Raw genomic sequence first — 16,593 nt, 5'->3', positions numbered from 1 at the left:
ATCACGACCAGTCGTGGCGCGGCGGTTTCACGCCGTTGAGTAGCCAGTTGCCAACGACGTGGTACTTCCAGCGCACCGGGTCGTGCAGGGTATGGACCCGGGCGTTGCGCCAGTGCCGGTCGAAATTGTGCTTCTTCAAGGTCGAGCGGGTGCCACCGAGCTCGAAGAGTTTATTGCTGGTTTCGATGGCGATTTCGGTGGTCAGCACTTTGGCCTTGGCCACCGCCAGGGAGGCTTGGGCGATGTTGTCTTCATCGGGCGCCGGACGCGCCGCATCCAGCGCTCGCCCTGCCCGTTCCAGCAAGGCTTCGGCGGCTTCCAGACGGATCTCCAGGCCACCGATCTGAATGATGGTCAGCGGATCTTCACTGGCCTTCTCCACGTCCGCGTCGATCCACGGCCGAGCGTATTGCTGAACGAAAGCAATGGTGTCACGCAGTGCCGCACGGGCAATGCCGGCGTCGATGGCCGCCGTGGTCAATTGCGCGAAGGGGCCGGCCAGCGTTGGCGTTTCATAGGACCGATAGGTCGGGAACAGATTGAACGCCGACACGTGCAAGTCTTCGGCGAGCACGGTGCCGCTGGACGTTGTGCGCTGACCGATGCTGTCCCAGTCATCGACGATCACCAGCCCTTTTGATCCGCGTTCGACGAAGGCCAACTGGCCCTTCTGTTCTTCATCCAGCGCCAGCACCGCCAGCCAGTGAGCATAGAGCGAACCGGTGCAATAACCCTTGCGCCCGTTGATCACATGACCATCGCCATAGCGGCGGATCGTCGCCTGGATGTCCTGCACGTTTTTGCCGCCGGTTTCCGACAAGGCATTGGCAAAGCGATGCCCTTGCAGCGCCAGCTCGAAAAAATGCGCCTGCTGTTCGGGTGTGCCTTGCAGGCGGATGTCTTCGAGCAGGCAATAGTGGTTTTGCGGGATCTGCCCCAGCGACGGATCGGCGGCCGAGATGATCGCGATGACCTGCGCCAGCACCGCACAGGACACCTGCGCACCACCAAATGCCTTCGGCACGCTGATGCCCCACAGTCCGCTGTTGGAATACAGATCGACGATCTCGACGGGCACCTGCCGGGTGCGGTCGCGTTCGGCGTCCTGCTCCAGTAATACAGCGGCGACACGCTCGGCGACGCGCAAGGCTTCGGCGTCATCGCCGATCCGATGGGCGGCCGGCGGGTTAATCGGATAAACGGCAGATTCAGGCATTTGGGCTTCCGGGCAGCAGTGTTTATCAGAGCCATTGCAGCTTCTGTGCCGAGGTCCCGCGCCAATGTTTTCGGGCAGTTGACGGGGTTTTTCAAGTCCTGGCGTCACGCAGCCCAGCAATCTGCTGCTTCGCTGTTGATGGCTGAACAGTGTTGCTGCTCGTCGGGTGCGCGGATGCCAACAAGGGAGTGACCTATATTTATCCGGTCGGAAATCGGCACAGGACACCTTTTCACCCACAACAACAAACAGGGAGATTCATCATGAGCGTTAAACCCATTCCAGAGGGTTATCACAGCATCACCCCGTACCTGGGCATTCAAAAAGCCGCCGAAGCCATCGAGTTCTACAAGAAGGCCTTCGGTGCCATCGAAGTCATGCGCCTGGCCATGCCGGACGGCGGGATCGGGCATGCCGAACTGCGGATCGGCGACTGCCCGGTCATGCTCGGCACACCTTGCGACCAGGGTCCATTGAGCAACCCGGACAAGTCACCGTCGGTGGGCCTGCATCTGTATGTGACGGACGTGGACAAGTCCTATAAACAGGCGATTGACGCGGGCGGCACGGTGGTGTCCGAGGTCAAGGATCAGTTTTACGGCGACCGCTCCGGGACGTTGAAAGATCCGTATGGGCACTTGTGGTTCCTGGCCACGCGCAAGGAGGATTTGACTCAAGCGCAGATTGAGCAGCGGGCTAAGGAAATGTTTCAGCAGGGTTGAGATCGTTGTTGCCACTTCTGGCCCCTTCGCGAAAGAGGCCTCACCGTCAACACACATTTCAGACCTGAAAAAAACCCGCTGACGGGCCACCGGTTCAGCGGGCTTTTTTTACGCGCAACATGGAACCCATGCGAGTCAGATGGACTGCAACGGCATGGTCAGCTCAACCCGCAACCCGTCCGGCTGACTGTTGAAATGCAAGGTGCAGCCGCAACGCTGGACAATCGCCTGGACAATGGCCAGCCCCAACCCGCAACCGGTGCTCTGACCGTTGCGCCAGAAGCGTTGGGTCAGGTGTTGCAAGTCCTCTTCGGCGATACCCGGGCCATGGTCGCGAACCAGAAAACGCACACGGTTGCCGGTGGTTTCCAGGCTCAACTCCACCGCCCCATCCCCAGGGGTGTGGCGCAAGGCGTTATCGAGCAGGTTGCGCAACGCAGCAATCGACAACACGGCGGGCATCTGCACCGGCGCAGTGGAGAATGTGCTCGGCATCTGCAGTCTGATGCGTTGGCGATCACCGCTGGCCGCATCCTGAATCGCCAGTTTCGCCACTTGCTCGGCGCTGCACTGCACACCGTCGTCAAACGACAGGCTGCCCTCGACCCGCGCCAGCAACAGCAATTGTTCAAGGGTGCGGTGCATGCGGTCAGCGCCCTCTTCGGCCCGGGCCAGTGATTGATCCCGAGACGCGCCGTCGGTCATGCGCGCCACTTGCAGGTGGGTCTTGATGGCGGTCAGCGGGCTGCGCAGTTCGTGCGCCGCGTCGCCGGTCAGGCGTCTTTCGCGCTCGATGGTCTTGCCGATGCGCTGCAACAGCTGATTCTGGGTTTCCAGCAGCGGTTGCAGTTCACTCGGCAGCGGCTGAATCTGCAAGGGTTCAAGGGAGTCGGCGCTGCGGCGCATCAAGGCATCGCGCATCCGGTTGAGCGGCGCCAGACCTTGTCCGATACCGAGCCACAACAGGCACAGACAACCGAGCAACGCCACCCCGACAGGCACCGACGCCGCCAGCAGAATCGACATGTTCAATGCCTCGCGCTCGATTTGCCGGTCGGCCGTGGTAATGCGCAGGTCACCCCGGGCCAACGTGAAACTGCGCCACGGCGCACCATCAATCATCTGATCGTGGAAACCCATTTTTTCAGCTTCCAGTTTTTGTTCGGGATCGCTGTGACTGCGAGCGAGAATTTCCCCACGCAATGAACTGACCTGACAGGCCATGCCACCCGGAATGTTCAGTTGCTCCGCACTGAAATGGGTGCCCTCGCCTTTGCTCGGCAATGCCGGCAATTGTTCCAGCAACCCGGCGACCATCCGCGCTGAAGCCACCAGCCGCTGGTCGAGGGAAAACATCATTTGGTTACGCAAGTCGCTGAGCATCCAGGCTGCCGCCAGGGCCCAGATCAAGGCAAAAGCGGCGCCAAGAGTCAGGCTCAGGCGCAAACGCAGGCTCATCACTTCGACTGTTCTCCGCCATCAGCCGGCCCCAGGCGATAGCCCAGGCCGCGCACGGTTTCGACGATGCCGTTGCCGAGTTTGCGCCGCAGGTGATGGATGTGCACGTTGAGGGCGTTACTTTCCAGTTCGTCGTTGAAACCGTAGACGCTGTCCTTGAGTTGCTCGGTGGAGAGCACGCGCCCGCGGTTATGCAACAAAGCCTGCAATAACGCCTGCTCGCGGCGCGACAGGTCGACGGGTTGTCCGCCGAGCAAGGTTTCGCGACTGCTGGGGTCGTACGTCAGGCGACCGTGCTCGATCAAGTTGACACTGCGCCCCGCCACGCGTCGCAACAAGGTGTGCAGGCGCGCGGCAAGCTCACGCAGATCGAAAGGTTTAAGCAGGTAATCATCCGCACCGGCTTGCAAGCCATCGACGCGATCCATTACTGAATCGCGCGCGGTGAGAATCAGCACCGGAATCTCCAGGCCATTGTGACGCAGCTGTTGTAGCAGCTTGAGGCCATCCTCATCGGGAAGACCGAGGTCGAGCACCATGACGTCAAACTCCGCGACTTTGAGCATCGCTCGCGCCGACGACGCGGTGGCGACGTGCTCGACCGTCAGGCCCTGTGCGGTGAGCCCGGCAACAATGCCGCTGGCAATCAGCTCATCGTCTTCACAAACCAGTACGTGCATGGGAGCCCCGCAGAAAAAAGGTGATTAAGCCGTTGGCCGATTAAGCGGACATTATGCCGCAAGCACCATGACAACAAGGCCGGCACGGTTAATCACTGGTTAATCGCCACCTCCCATTGTGCACCTCACCTGCACAGGGATAAGGCTTACCCATGCGTCGTCTGTTTCTATTTTTTGTCCTCTTGATCTCGGGTCTGGCCCAGGCAGGGACCAATCCGTTCGATACCAAACCTGAATTTCTGCCGGTGGAAAAGGCGTTCGCTTTCACCTCTGAACGCCTTGAGACGGGTGAGACCCAGCTCTATTGGCAGATCACGGACGGTTATTACCTTTATCAGAAGCGCCTCAAATTCGACGGTTTGCCTGCTGAGCAGCACCCCGTGCTACCTGAAGGCGAAGCGCACAGTGATGAGTTCTTTGGCGAACAACAGGTTTACCGCCAGGGCCTGGAACTGAAGATCCCGGCCGGCGCGACCGGTCAGATCAAAGTCGGTTTCCAGGGCTGTGCCGATGCAGGCTTGTGTTACCCGCCGCAAACGCAGGTGGTGGATTTGGGCGGCAACGTCACGGTTGCCGCAAACGAAGCACCGGATCAAGCCTTGGCCAGCGACCTGCAACAGCGGGCACTGGGCTGGAGTTTGCTGGTGTTTTTCGGTTTGGGGCTGTTGCTGGCGTTCACCCCTTGCTCGTTGCCGATGCTGCCTATCCTGGCTGGTTTGATTGTGGGCAGCGGCGCCACCTCTAAACGTGGTTTTGCCCTGGCGGGCAGCTATGTGGTCAGCATGGCGCTGGTGTATGCGGCGATGGGCGTATTGGCCGCACTGCTCGGTGCGAACGTGCAAGCGTTGCTGCAAAACCCGTGGCTGCTGGGCAGTTTCGCGGCGGTGTTCGTGTTGCTGGCATTGCCGATGTTCGGTTTCTTCGAACTGCAACTGCCGGTGGCCGTGCGCGACCGCCTGGAAAATGTTTCACGCAATCAGCGTGGCGGCAGTCTGGTCGGTGCCGGTGCACTGGGCGCCTTGTCTGGTCTGCTGGTGGGGCCGTGCATGACCGCGCCGTTGGCCGGCGCCCTGCTCTATATCGCGCAAAGTGGTAATGCACTGCATGGCGGACTGATTCTGTTTGCCATGGGCATCGGCATCGGTGTGCCACTGCTGTTGCTGGTGACGATCGGCAACCGCTTCCTGCCCAAACCGGGCGCCTGGATGAACCTGCTCAAAGGCGTGTTTGGTTTCCTGTTCCTCGCCACTGCACTGCTGATGTTGCGCCCGGTACTGGATCAATCGCTCTGGATCGGTTTGTGCGGCGCGCTGCTGTTGATTGCCGCTTACAGTGCCTGGCGCCAGTCCGGTGGTTTTGGTCGAACGGCGCAGGTGTTCGGCGCCGGTTCATTGCTGCTCGGTTTGTGGGGCAGCCTGCTGATGATAGGCGCTGCAGGTGGCAGCGATGACCTGTTTCAACCGCTGCAGGTCTATCGCGGCTCCAACACGGCGAGTGCCTCTACATCGACCGGCCACGAGGCATTCACTACGATCAAAGACCCCAATGCGCTGCAACAGGAACTGGACGCGGCGCGGGCGCAGGGCCAATGGGTGCTGCTCGATTACTACGCCGACTGGTGCACCTCCTGCAAAGTCATGGAAAAACAGGTCTTCGGTAAAGCCCACGTGATGCAAGCGTTGAGCGATGTGCGCTTGCTCCGGCTCGACGTCACCGCCGACAATGCCGCCAGCCGCGAACTGCTCGGCCGTTATAAAGTGCCGGGGCCACCGAGTTTCCTGTGGATCGGCGCCGACGGCGAAGAGCGTCGCAGCCAGCGCATCACCGGCGAGGTCGATGCCGACACCTTCCTGCAACGCTGGACCACTACCCGAGACGCCCGTTAATGCTGACTTTCACCCTCGGCACCTTTGCCATCGCGCTTAACCACCTGCTGCTGATCAGTGCTCTGGCGCTGGCAACGTTTGTCGGCTGGCGGGTGGCCAAGCGCGGTGGCGATAATCCCGAGTCGGTGCTGTTCAGCCTGTTCCTGATCGGCATGCTGGCGGCCAGGGTCAGTTTCGTGGCGGTGTATTGGGCACACTATCGCAACGATCCGTGGCAGATCATCGACCTGCGCGACGGTGGTTTCCTGGCCTGGCCTGGCGTGATTGTGCTGCTGCTTGCCAGCCTGTATCGCGGCTGGCGCCGTCCGGGTTTACGCCGGCCGCTGGGCTTTGGCGTAGGCAGCGGCCTGGCGTTCTGGCTGCTGGCAACGTTCTCCCTGAGCATTTACGAACAAGGCACGCGCCTGCCTGAAATCTCCTTGCGCAATGCCGCCGGCGAAACTGTGCAACTGGCCGATTACAAGGGTGGCCCGCTGGTGATCAATCTCTGGGCGACCTGGTGCCCGCCCTGCCGTCGGGAAATGCCGGTGCTGGAAAACGCCCAGCAGCAACGCCCGGACTTGACCTTCCTGTTCGTCAATCAGGCCGAAAGCATGCAAAGCGTCAGCACGTTCCTGGAAACCCAGGGCCTGAGCCTGAGCAACGTGTTGTTCGATGGCAGCGGTCGCCTGGGCCAAGCCGTGGGTTCCATGGCATTGCCGACTACGCTGTTCTATAGCAATGACGGTCGCCTGCTGGGCAGCCATTTGGGCGAACTCTCGCAAGCCAGCCTGGCCCGTGCCCTGGAAAACTTCGACACCCCTCCTTCTGCCACACCGTCCACCCCTTCAAGGAAACTGCCATGCCACGCCTCCGCCACCTGCTGACGCTCACCCTGGGCGCAGCCCTGCTGCACCTGCCGTCGGTACAGGCCGCCGAAGAACTGCCTGAAGCGATCAAGAAGATCGAAGCCAAGGGTGCGAAAATCGTCGGCCAGTTCGACGCGCCTGACGGCTTGCGCGGTTATGCGGCGCAATACCAAAACCGTGGCATGGCGCTGTACCTGACCCCGGATGGCAAGCATGTGTTGCTCGGCAATCTCTACGATGCTGACGGCAACGACCTGACCTCCGCGCCGTTGCAGAAGCTGGTCTACGCACCGATGTCGAAGGAAGTCTGGGGCAAGATGGAAGCCAGTAACTGGATCGGCGACGGCAAAAAAGATGCCCCGCGTGTTGTCTACCTGTTCAGCGATCCGAACTGCCCTTACTGCAACGTCTTCTGGGCGCAGGCGCGGCCGTGGGTCAAGGCTGGCAAGGTGCAATTGCGCCACATCATGGTCGGCATCATTCGCGAAGACAGCCCGGGTAAATCGGCTGCACTGCTGGCGGCCAAAGACCCGGGCAAAGCGCTGGAAGAACACGAAAAGGCTGGCAAGGACAGCTCACTCAAAGCGCTGAAAGAAGTCCCTCCAGCGATTCAGGCAAAACTGGCGGCGAACATGCAGTTGATGGAAGACCTGGAGTTGCAGGCCACGCCAGCGATTTTCTATATGGACGACAAGGGTGAACTGCAACAACAGCAAGGTGCGCCTTCGCCGGAAAAACTGGCGAAAATCCTCGGGCCGAAGTGAACCCACTGGTGCGCCAGTCCGACGGCATGGCACGTTTTGCGGCACGTACTGCATCGCGCCGAAATAGGCGCTGACAGGCCAGTGGCTGCAAACGAGGACACCGCATGCCGGTGTTCGCACGTCGCACCCAGTCTCAGTATCAATTCTTCTTCCCAATTGACAATCATTATCATCAAGCCTAGCTTATTGCTCAATGTGTCGGACGGCTCAAGTCTGCGTGCCGTCCCACCAACCTATTGGCAGCAAGGTGATTTCCATGACGGAACAAGTATTCACAAGCAGGTGCGACTCACCGCTACTTCAGGCCTTCGTCGAGAATCGACTGATACTGGTCAAGATTGCCGCTCGCATCACCGGTTGCAGGTCACGTGCTGAAGACGTCGTGCAGGATGCGTTTTTCCGGTTGCAATCAGCGCCGCCGATCACGACTTCATTCAAGGCCCAACTCAGCTATCTGTTCCAGATCGTGCGCAACCTGGCGATCGACCACTACCGCAAACAGGCGTTGGAGCAGAAGTATTCCGGCCCTGAAGAGGAAGGTTTGAACGTGATGATTCAAGGTGCGTCACCCGAAACCTCGCACATCAATTTCTCGACCCTTGAGCACATTGCCGACGCGCTGACGGAACTGCCGAGCCGTACCCGCTACGCTTTCGAGATGTACCGGCTGCACGGAGTACCGCAAAAGGATATTGCCAAGGAACTCGGCGTTTCGCCGACCCTGGTGAACTTCATGATCCGCGATGCGCTGGTGCACTGCCGCAAAGTGTCGGGGCGTCAGGCGGATACATTTATCCGTCGCTAACATCTGAATTTCAGCCACCCGTGGCGCGCGTCATCAGGTTCGCGGCACCGGCACCACCGCGATCTTGTACGGGTCGAAAATCTTCAGCATCTCGCCATTGTCCCGCAGGCCTTGCAACAACTTGCCGAATGCCTCGCCACTGATGGGTGCGGTCGGGCGCAGGATGGCGTAGTGGTGATAGACCTGATCGATGCGCTGGGACACCAGCAACTGATCGGCAACTTTATCGTTGCGCAGCAGGTAATCGCTCAGATAAGAGCGCGTCACCAAGGCGATGTCCGCTCGACCGCGCAGCACCATCAGCAAATTGCTGTCGTGGGAATAGGTCAGCGTAGCGTTGTAGTTCTGCGCGAGGAATTTAGGCTCGGCGTTGAAGTTGGCGAATTCGTAGTGATAGCCGCTGAACAGGGCCAGGCGCTTGCCGGTGAGGTCGGTAAAATAACTCTGCTGTCGATCCGGCAGGCGTTGCGCGACAAAAATCTCGGCGTCTTCAAGGCCCATGTCAACGTTGGTGTGGGGAATGTCCTGCCACCCCCATTGCGGGTTCTCGAAAATAGCCATGTCGACCCGGCCCTGCTTGAAATCACCGAAGCGCCGGGGAATGGAGGTGGGTACCAGGACAAAATGATAGTCACTTTGTTCTCGATTCAACGCCTCGACCAATTGTGGCAGCAGGCCGGTGTCGGCACCGGATTCCGGACGGATCGTGTAAGGCGGAAAATGGGCGGCGCCCACCCGCACCAGTTGCGCAGCCTGGGACGGCAAAACCCAGAGCGCCGCAAGCGACGCCAGCAAAAGCCGCGAAGCCGTCCTGATTGGCGAAGACATCAAAACAACCACTCCCCAAAAATACGCATCAATGCATTCAAGCTAGGCGGTTTCAGCCACTTAGCCAGTTTCCCTGGTCCGGCACAACCTTACTGCTTTTCTTCGAGTACGAGAATCAGTGCCTCATCGGCCAATTGATCGAGGCTCATGCTGCCGCCAGCGCGAAACCAGGTCGTGGTCCAGGACAGCGCGCCCGTCAGGAAACGACGCGTGATGAACACATCGCCGCGAATAAAACCCGCCTCTTTGGCTTCACCCAGCACTTGCAGCCAGAGCTCTTCATAAATGTCACGCAGCGCCAACACCTGCGCCTGCCCTTCTTCGGATAACGAGCGCCATTCATACACCAGCACCGCCATGGCCTCGCCGCTGCCCCCCATGATCGACTGCAATTCGCAGCGGATCAGCGCCAGCACGCGCTCGCGCACATTACCGGCGTCGGCCAGGGCTGCATGCATCAATGCCGTGTTGTAGCGGATGGTTTCTTCCATCACGGCCCGCAGGATTTCATCCTTGCTTTTGAAATGATGAAAAATGCTGCCTGACTGTATGCCCACGGCCCCCGCCAAGTCGCGCACCGTGGTGCGTTCATAACCTTTGTTGCGGAACAGGTGAGCCGCCACTTGCAGCAGTTTGCCGCGGGCGCTGTCCGGGTCGGTCAATTGGCCGTTGCCGACCAATTCGCGCATGACCCTCAGGGCTTTTTGCTCGTCCACCCGTTCTCTCCTACAGTCGATCAATCAAATACACCGCTCGCCGCTAAAACTGCGGGGTTGCGCGGGCAATTTAAGCTGGCCGCGGCAACCAAGCAAGCGCTCGGGCAGAAGATATTTCAGACGTTTACAAACCAAGCGCTTGCTTGGTAGTCTCGATCCACTTCAGTGGGAGGTGGCTATGGAGTTGACTGTGCCTAAAACGATTCGCATCGGCTGCGCCAGCGCCTTCTGGGGTGACACCTCGACCGCCGCCGCGCAGTTGGTGGAAGGTGGACGCCTGGACTATCTGGTTTTCGACTACCTGGCTGAAATCACTATGTCGATCATGGCCGGTGCGCGGATGAAAGATCCGCAAGCCGGCTATGCGGGCGACTTCATCGAAGTGCTCAGCCCACTGCTCACCCGCCTCGCCGAACAGAACATTCGCGTCATCAGCAATGCCGGCGGTGTCAATCCGCAAGCGTGTGCTGCCGCGCTTCAGGCGGCGTGCGACAAGGCCGGCGTCGCCCTGAAAATCGCAGTGCTACTGGGTGATGACCTGCAACCGCAATTCAAACAACTGAGCAACAGCGGCATTCATGAAATGTTCAGCGGCGCACCGTTGCCGCCCATGTGCGTCTCGACCAACGCCTACCTGGGCGCGCCGGGCATCGTCGAAGCCTTGCGCCTGGGCGCGGACATCGTCATCACCGGTCGCGTGGTCGACAGTGCCGTGGTCAGCGCTGCGCTGGTGCATGAGTTCGGTTGGTCCTGGCATGACTACGACAAGCTGGCGCAAGCCGCGCTGGCCGGCCACATCATCGAATGCGGCGCCCAATGCACCGGCGGCAATTTCACCGACTGGCGCGACGTACCCGATTACGAACACATCGGCTTCCCCATCGTCGAGGTAGGTGCCGACAGCCAGTTCATCGTCAGCAAGCCCGAAGGCTCTGGTGGCCTGGTCACGCCCCTGACCGTTGGCGAGCAAATGCTCTATGAAATCGGCGACCCACGGGCGTACCTGTTGCCCGATGTCGTGTGCGATTTCACCCAGGTCAAACTCCGGCAACACGGTAAAAACGCGGTTCATGTGCACGGTGCCAAAGGCCTGCCGCCGACCGGTCAGTACAAAGTCAGCGCGACGTATCCGGACGGCTTCCGCTGCACCGCCAGTTGCCTGATCGCGGGCATCGATGCAGTCGCCAAGGCACATCGGGTCAGCGAAGCGATCATCAACAAGACCTCGCAAATGTTCAGCCAGCGTGGGTGGGCGCCCTACAGCGAAGTGAACATTGAACTGCTCGGCAGCGAAGCCACTTACGGCCCCCACGGCCAGCGCCGGGACAGCCGCGAAGTGGTGATCAAACTCGCCGTGCGCCACCCGAACAAACAAGCATTGATCATGTTCTCCCGGGAAATCGCCCAAGCCGCAACGGGCATGGCGCCGGGGCTGACCGGAATCGTCGGTGGACGGCCAACGGTGTATCCGCTGATCCGCCTGTTCTCCTTCCTTATCGACAAAACCGTCTGCACGCTGGACATTAACCTCAACGGCCAGCGCTATGCCTGCGCCCTGCCCGCGCTCGATGTGCTCGACACCGCAGACCTGCCCGTCGCCTTCGAACCGCCCACACCCACAGACCGCGCCGATGCCAGCGTGCCCCTGGTCAAACTCGCCGTGGCCCGCTCTGGCGACAAGGGCAATCACAGCAACATCGGCGTCATGGCCCGCGACCCCGAGTACCTGCCGTGGATCGCCGAAGCGCTGACACCCGAGGTGATGGTCGACTGGATGAGCCACGTCCTCGATCCTCTTCACGGGCGCGTGGAACGTTGGTATTTGCCCGGCACCCACAGCCTGAATTTTCTACTGGAAAACGCCCTCGGCGGCGGTGGCGTGGCCAGCCTGCGGATCGATCCGCAAGGCAAAGCCTTCGCCCAGCAGCTGCTGGAGATCCAGATTCCGGTGCCTCAGCGCATCGCCGACCAGGTCAACTAGAGGACTGTCGCCATGGCTTACGATTCGATTTTCAAAGCCGATTTGTTTGCGGGCCAAACCATCATTGTCACCGGCGGCGGCAGCGGCATCGGCCGGTGTACCGCGCATGAACTGGCGGCCCTCGGCGCGCACGTGCTGCTGGTCGGGCGCAAGGCCGACAAGCTGAAAAGCGTCGCCGCCGAGATTGCCGAAGACGGTGGCAAGGCGGATTGGGCCACCTGCGATATTCGTGAGGAAGAAGCGGTCAAGCACCTGGTCAGCGAGCTGATTCGCAAACACGGGCCGATCCACGGGCTGGTCAACAATGCCGGCGGGCAATACCCGTCACCCCTGGCCTCGATCAATCAGAAAGGTTTCGAGACCGTGGTGCGCACCAATCTGGTGGGCGGTTTCCTGATGGCCCGGGAAGTGTTCAATCAATCCATGAGCAAGCATGGCGGCGCCATCGTCAACATGCTCGCCGACATGTGGGGCGGCATGCCTGGTATGGGGCATTCCGGTGCTGCGCGTTCGGGCATGGACAACCTGACCAAGACCGCTGCATTCGAATGGGGTTACGCCGGGGTGCGGGTCAACGCGGTGGCGCCGGGGTGGGTCGCGTCCAGCGGTATGGACACTTACGAAGGCGCTTTCAAAGCGGTGATTCCGACCTTGCGCGAACACGTGCCGCTGAAACGCATCGGGACGGAATCGGAAGTGAGCGCGGCGATTGTGTTCCTGCTCAGCCCGGCCGCGGCATTTGTCAGCGGCAGCACCTTGCGCATCGACGGTGCCGCGAGCCTGGGCGGTCGCGCCTGGCCGATCCACAAGGCTACCAACAGTGAGTCGTACAACGGTTTTCACCGCGCGTACTTACCAGAAGTGCTCAAGGACAAGGAATAAGCCATGCCGGTGATTCAATCGCATGTGGACCCGTTCAGCGCCCAGTTCGCCCAGAACCGTGACGCGATGCTGGCCGTGATCGAACACGTCCGCCAGCTCGAACAGAACCTGTTGAACAAGGCCGCCGAAGCCAAACCAAAATTCGACAAACGCGGGCAACTGCTACCGCGCGAACGTCTCAACCTGCTGCTCGACCCCGGTGCTCCGTTCCTCGAACTGGCGAGCCTGGCCGGCTACAAGCTGCACGATGATAAGGATGGCAGTGCTGCCGGCGGTGGCTTGATTGCCGGGATCGGTTACGTGTCCGGCGTACGGGTGCTGGTGGTGGCGAACAACAGCGCGATCAAGGGCGGCACCATTTCCCCCAGCGGATTGAAAAAGTCCCTGCGCCTGCAACAGATCGCCATGGAGAACAAACTGCCGGTGATCACCCTCGCCGAAAGCGGTGGCGCCAACCTGAACTACGCCGCGGACATTTTCGTCGAAGGCGCGCGCAGCTTCGCCAACCAGGCGCGGATGTCGGCCATGGGTTTGCCCCAGATCACGGTGGTGCACGGCTCGGCCACTGCGGGGGGTGCTTATCAGCCGGGCTTATCGGACTACGTGGTGGTCGTACGCGGCAAGGCCAAGTTGTTTCTCGCCGGCCCGCCCCTGCTCAAAGCGGCGACCGGCGAAGTCGCCACCGATGAAGAACTGGGCGGCGCCGAGATGCATGCGCAAACCGCCGGCACCGCCGAATACCTGGCCGAGAACGATGCCGACGGTGTGCGACACGTGCGCGAAATCGTCAGCCTGCTGCCGTGGAACGAACAGTTGCCCTGGTTACCCGAACGTCAATATGAAGAACCGCTCTACCCCATCGATGAGCTGTTGGGCCTGATCCCTGACGACCCGAAAAAACCCTATGACGTGCGCGACATCGTTGCCCGTATCGCCGACGGTTCGAATTTCCTTGAGTTCAAGGGTGAGTTCGATCAACAGACCGTTTGTGGCCAACTGAAAATTCAGGGGCGAGCCTGCGGTTTTATCGGCAACAACGGCCCGATCACACCCAAGGGCGCCAGCAAGGCTGCGCAGTTCATCCAGCTCTGCGACCAAAGCCAGACGCCGCTGCTGTTTTTCCACAACACCACCGGGTTCATGGTCGGCACCGAATCGGAACAACAAGGCGTGATCAAGCACGGCGCCAAGATGATTCAAGCCGTGGCGAACGCTCGGGTGCCGAAACTGACGATTGTCGTCGGTGGCTCGTATGGCGCCGGCAACTACGCGATGTGTGGTCGCGGCCTCGACCCGCGTTTCATCTTCGCCTGGCCCAACAGTCGCACCGCCGTAATGGGCGGCACCCAGGCCGGCAAGGTGCTGCGAATCGTCACCGAGGCCAAGCAGCTCAAGGACGGCTTGGTGCCCGACCCGAAAATGCTCGACATGCTGGAACAGGTCACCGCGCAAAAACTCGACAGCCAGTCCACCGCTCTCTATGGCAGCGCCAATCTGTGGGATGACGGGCTGATCGATCCGCGGGACACCCGGACGTTGCTGGGTTACTTGCTGGATATCTGCCACGAGGCCGAAGTGCGGCCATTGCAAGCCAACAGTTTTGGCGTCGCGCGTTTTTGATGGATCGTTCCCACGCTCTGCGTGGGAACGCAGCCCGGGACGCTCTGCGTCCCAAAGCGGACGCAGAGCGTCCATAGAGGCATTACCACGCGGAGCGTGGGAACGATCAGGAGAACAACAAAAATGATCTTCACCCAGGAACACGAAGCACTGCGCCGCACCGTCCGCCAATTCGTCGATCACGAGATCAACCCTCACGTCGAAGAATGGGAAAAGGCCGGTCGTTTTCCGATCCACGAGATCTTCCGCAAGGCCGGCGATCTCGGCCTGCTGGGCATATCAAAACCGGAAAAATTCGGCGGCATGGGGCTGGACTACAGCTACTCCATTGTCGCCGCCGAAGAGTTCGGCACTATCCATTGCGGCGGCATTCCGATGTCCATCGGCGTGCAGACCGACATGTGCACCCCGGCGCTGGCGCGGTTCGGTTCCGATGAATTGCGCGACGAGTTTCTGCGCCCGGCCATTACCGGTGAACAGGTCGGCTGCATCGGCGTCTCGGAAGTCGGTGCCGGTTCCGACGTCGCCGGGCTGAAAACCACCGCCCGCAAGGACGGCGACGACTACGTGATCAACGGCAGCAAGATGTGGATCACCAACTCGCCAAGCGCCGATTTCATCTGCCTGCTGGCCAACACTTCGGACGACAAGCCGCACATCAACAAATCGCTGATCATGGTGCCGATGAACACGCCAGGCATCAGCCTCAGTTCGCACCTGGACAAACTCGGCATGCGCAGTTCGGAAACCGCCCAAGTGTTTTTCGACAACGTGCGGGTGCCTCAGCGTAACCGCGTCGGCCATGAAGGGGCCGGGTTCATGATGCAAATGCTGCAGTTCCAGGAAGAACGCCTGTTCGGCGCGGCAAACATGATCAAGGGCCTGGAGTATTGCGTCGACAGCACCATCGAGTACTGCAAGGAACGCAAAACCTTTGGCAGTGCACTGATCGACAATCAGGTCATTCACTTCCGCCTGGCAGAGCTGCAAACCGAAATCGAATGCCTGCGGGCGCTGGTCTATCAGGCCACCGAGCAATACGTCAAAGGCCAGGACGTCACTCGCCTTGCCTCCATGGCCAAACTCAAGGCCGGGCGTCTGGGCCGCGAAGTCAGCGACAGCTGCCTGCAATATTGGGGTGGCATGGGTTTCATGTGGGACAACCCGGTCGCCCGTGCTTACCGTGACGTGCGACTGGTGTCGATTGGCGGCGGCGCCGACGAAATCATGTTGGGGATCATCTGCAAACTCATGGGCATTCTGCCGGGGAAAAAGAAATGAGCCCCCTGCCCGATTGCCAGACGTTGCTGTTGGAGCCGCATAACGGCGTGCTGCACATCACCCTCAATCGCCCGGAAAGTCGCAATGCCATGAGTTTGCAGATGGTCGCCGAACTGCGCTCGGTACTCGGGGCGGTGCGCGATGATCGCGCGGTTCGGGCCTTGGTGATTGGCGGCGCCGGCGGGCATTTCTGTGCCGGTGGCGACATCAAGGACATGGCCAACGCTCGCGCTCAAGGCCCGAGCGCCTACCGCGAGTTGAATCGGGCGTTCGGCGCCCTGCTACAAGAAGTACAACACGCGCCACAAGTGGTGATCACGGTGCTGCAAGGCGCGGTGTTAGGGGGCGGCCTGGGGCTGGCATGCGTCAGCGATGTCGCCCTGGCCGATCACTTGGCGCAATTCGGTTTGCCGGAAACCAGCCTCGGTTTGCTGCCCGCGCAAATAGCCCCCTTCGTGGTCCAGCGCATCGGCCTGACCCAGGCCCGGCGACTGGCGCTGACTGCCGCGCGTTTCGACGGTACGCAGGCGCGGCGCATGGGCCTGGTGCATTTTGTCGAACATGACGCGCAAGCACTGGCCGAGCGCCTCGATGAAATCCTCGCCCATGTGCTGTGCTGCGCGCCGGGTGCTAATGCGACGACTAAAAAACTGCTGCTGGCGAGTGCCGGGCAACCGTCGGATGCGTTGCTGGATGAAGCGGCGCAATGGTTTAGCGAGGCAGTGACCGGGGCGGAAGGTGTCGAGGGGACGATGGCTTTCGTACAAAAGCGTAAACCGGGATGGGCCTCCTGAAAGCATCGCGGGCAAGCCCGCTCCCACAAGAGATCTTCAGCATAAAGAGATCCAATGTGGGAGCGGGCTTGCCCGCGATGGGGTCATCACATTCACCGCAAACCAAGGGAAC

General features: G+C 60.6%; 15 protein-coding genes. 10 read left to right on the top strand and 5 right to left on the bottom strand.

All coding sequences use genetic code 11. The annotated features are described in order from the left end of the window. Nucleotide 1 precedes the first annotated feature (1 nt). Nucleotides 2-1,216 (bottom strand): SfnB family sulfur acquisition oxidoreductase, encoded by a 1,215-nt coding sequence (locus tag BMS17_RS21225; RefSeq protein WP_077431681.1) that lies wholly within the window; start codon nucleotides 1,214-1,216, stop codon nucleotides 2-4. Nucleotides 1,217-1,479: 263 nt separating this feature from the next. Here BMS17_RS21225 and BMS17_RS21220 point away from each other — a divergent pair, with 263 nt between their 5' ends. Continuing rightward, the gene (locus BMS17_RS21220; RefSeq protein WP_077431680.1) at nucleotides 1,480-1,938 is read left to right on the top strand and encodes a VOC family protein; all 459 of its coding nucleotides are present in this window, start codon (nucleotides 1,480-1,482) and stop codon (nucleotides 1,936-1,938) included. A 135-nt stretch (nucleotides 1,939-2,073) separates the two neighbouring features. On the opposite strand, the gene BMS17_RS21215 is transcribed toward BMS17_RS21220, so the two are convergent. Beyond that, nucleotides 2,074-3,399, bottom strand: a complete 1,326-nt coding sequence (locus BMS17_RS21215) for an ATP-binding protein (protein ID WP_046032360.1) — start codon at nucleotides 3,397-3,399, stop codon at nucleotides 2,074-2,076. Continuing rightward, nucleotides 3,396-4,076 carry a response regulator gene (locus BMS17_RS21210; protein ID WP_046032361.1) on the bottom strand — a complete coding sequence of 227 codons (681 nt, stop codon included), beginning with the start codon at nucleotides 4,074-4,076 and terminating at the stop codon, nucleotides 3,396-3,398. The genes BMS17_RS21215 and BMS17_RS21210 overlap by 4 nt, the downstream gene beginning before the upstream one ends. 152 nt (nucleotides 4,077-4,228) lie before the next feature. Here BMS17_RS21210 and dsbD point away from each other — a divergent pair, with 152 nt between their 5' ends. The 4 genes from dsbD (at nucleotide 4,229) to BMS17_RS21190 (ending at nucleotide 8,379) form a co-directional block, all read left to right on the top strand. Further along, complete coding sequence (gene dsbD / locus BMS17_RS21205; RefSeq protein ID WP_046032362.1) at nucleotides 4,229-5,962, top strand: protein-disulfide reductase DsbD; 1,734 nt, start codon at nucleotides 4,229-4,231, stop codon at nucleotides 5,960-5,962. Continuing rightward, entirely contained in the window at nucleotides 5,962-6,828 is an 867-nt protein-coding gene (locus BMS17_RS21200; protein ID WP_077431679.1) for a TlpA disulfide reductase family protein, read from the top strand. The genes dsbD and BMS17_RS21200 overlap by 1 nt, the downstream gene beginning before the upstream one ends. Continuing rightward, the gene (gene dsbG, locus BMS17_RS21195; protein WP_077431678.1) at nucleotides 6,804-7,574 is read left to right on the top strand and encodes a thiol:disulfide interchange protein DsbG; all 771 of its coding nucleotides are present in this window, start codon (nucleotides 6,804-6,806) and stop codon (nucleotides 7,572-7,574) included. Before BMS17_RS21200 ends, dsbG begins: the two co-directional genes overlap by 25 nt. A 256-nt stretch (nucleotides 7,575-7,830) precedes the next feature. Continuing rightward, nucleotides 7,831-8,379 (top strand): RNA polymerase factor sigma-70, encoded by a 549-nt coding sequence (locus BMS17_RS21190; protein ID WP_077431677.1) that lies wholly within the window; start codon nucleotides 7,831-7,833, stop codon nucleotides 8,377-8,379. Nucleotides 8,380-8,412: 33 nt separating this feature from the next. Here the strand turns inward: BMS17_RS21190 and BMS17_RS21185 are convergent, their stop codons facing one another. Together BMS17_RS21185 and BMS17_RS21180 are read right to left on the bottom strand one after the other, a co-directional pair. Next, nucleotides 8,413-9,207, bottom strand: coding sequence for an ABC transporter substrate-binding protein (locus BMS17_RS21185; protein WP_175648982.1), 795 nt, complete (start codon nucleotides 9,205-9,207; stop codon nucleotides 8,413-8,415). An 89-nt stretch (nucleotides 9,208-9,296) separates the two neighbouring features. Continuing rightward, nucleotides 9,297-9,923, bottom strand: coding sequence for a TetR/AcrR family transcriptional regulator (locus tag BMS17_RS21180; RefSeq protein ID WP_077431676.1), 627 nt, complete (start codon nucleotides 9,921-9,923; stop codon nucleotides 9,297-9,299). A gap of 190 nt (nucleotides 9,924-10,113) precedes the next feature. Between BMS17_RS21180 and BMS17_RS21175 the strand changes: the two genes are divergently transcribed. The 5 genes from BMS17_RS21175 to BMS17_RS21155 all read left to right on the top strand — a co-directional run bounded on the left by BMS17_RS21175 (nucleotide 10,114) and on the right by BMS17_RS21155 (nucleotide 16,481). Beyond that, nucleotides 10,114-11,904, top strand: coding sequence for an acyclic terpene utilization AtuA family protein (locus BMS17_RS21175; RefSeq protein WP_175648981.1), 1,791 nt, complete (start codon nucleotides 10,114-10,116; stop codon nucleotides 11,902-11,904). Between the two features lie 12 nt (nucleotides 11,905-11,916). After that, nucleotides 11,917-12,786, top strand: coding sequence for an SDR family oxidoreductase (locus BMS17_RS21170; protein WP_046032369.1), 870 nt, complete (start codon nucleotides 11,917-11,919; stop codon nucleotides 12,784-12,786). Nucleotides 12,787-12,789: 3 nt separating this feature from the next. Continuing rightward, entirely contained in the window at nucleotides 12,790-14,406 is a 1,617-nt protein-coding gene (gene atuC / locus BMS17_RS21165; RefSeq protein ID WP_046032370.1) for a geranyl-CoA carboxylase subunit beta, read from the top strand. A 123-nt stretch (nucleotides 14,407-14,529) separates the two neighbouring features. Next, a complete protein-coding gene (gene atuD / locus BMS17_RS21160; protein WP_046032371.1) occupies nucleotides 14,530-15,687 on the top strand; it encodes a citronellyl-CoA dehydrogenase in 1,158 nt (385 codons plus the stop codon). Then, on the top strand, nucleotides 15,684-16,481 hold the full coding sequence (locus BMS17_RS21155; RefSeq protein ID WP_077431674.1) for an enoyl-CoA hydratase/isomerase family protein: 798 nt from the start codon (nucleotides 15,684-15,686) through the stop codon (nucleotides 16,479-16,481). Before atuD ends, BMS17_RS21155 begins: the two co-directional genes overlap by 4 nt. Nucleotides 16,482-16,593: the final 112 nt, after the last annotated feature.

The sequence above is a fragment of the Pseudomonas sp. C9 genome, from assembly GCF_002000165.1.
In the GTDB taxonomy this organism is placed as follows: domain Bacteria; phylum Pseudomonadota; class Gammaproteobacteria; order Pseudomonadales; family Pseudomonadaceae; genus Aquipseudomonas.
The sequence above is the reverse complement of the archived record's forward strand: the minus strand, read 5'-3'. Positions and strand labels throughout refer to the sequence as shown.

Excerpts from the sequence above, each read along its gene's own strand:
- BMS17_RS21225 (WP_077431681.1), bottom strand. The coding sequence starts at position 1,216 with ATGCCTGAATCTGCCGTTTATCCGATTAACCCGCCGGCCGCCCATCGG.
- BMS17_RS21220 (WP_077431680.1), top strand. The coding sequence starts at position 1,480 with ATGAGCGTTAAACCCATTCCAGAGGGTTATCACAGCATCACCCCGTAC.
- BMS17_RS21210 (WP_046032361.1), bottom strand. The coding sequence starts at position 4,076 with ATGCACGTACTGGTTTGTGAAGACGATGAGCTGATTGCCAGCGGCATT.
- dsbD (WP_046032362.1), top strand. The coding sequence starts at position 4,229 with ATGCGTCGTCTGTTTCTATTTTTTGTCCTCTTGATCTCGGGTCTGGCC.
- BMS17_RS21200 (WP_077431679.1), top strand. The coding sequence starts at position 5,962 with ATGCTGACTTTCACCCTCGGCACCTTTGCCATCGCGCTTAACCACCTG.
- dsbG (WP_077431678.1), top strand. The coding sequence starts at position 6,804 with ATGCCACGCCTCCGCCACCTGCTGACGCTCACCCTGGGCGCAGCCCTG.
- BMS17_RS21190 (WP_077431677.1), top strand. The coding sequence starts at position 7,831 with ATGACGGAACAAGTATTCACAAGCAGGTGCGACTCACCGCTACTTCAG.
- BMS17_RS21185 (WP_175648982.1), bottom strand. The coding sequence starts at position 9,207 with ATGTCTTCGCCAATCAGGACGGCTTCGCGGCTTTTGCTGGCGTCGCTT.
- BMS17_RS21170 (WP_046032369.1), top strand. The coding sequence starts at position 11,917 with ATGGCTTACGATTCGATTTTCAAAGCCGATTTGTTTGCGGGCCAAACC.
- atuC (WP_046032370.1), top strand. The coding sequence starts at position 12,790 with ATGCCGGTGATTCAATCGCATGTGGACCCGTTCAGCGCCCAGTTCGCC.
- atuD (WP_046032371.1), top strand. The coding sequence starts at position 14,530 with ATGATCTTCACCCAGGAACACGAAGCACTGCGCCGCACCGTCCGCCAA.
- BMS17_RS21155 (WP_077431674.1), top strand. The coding sequence starts at position 15,684 with ATGAGCCCCCTGCCCGATTGCCAGACGTTGCTGTTGGAGCCGCATAAC.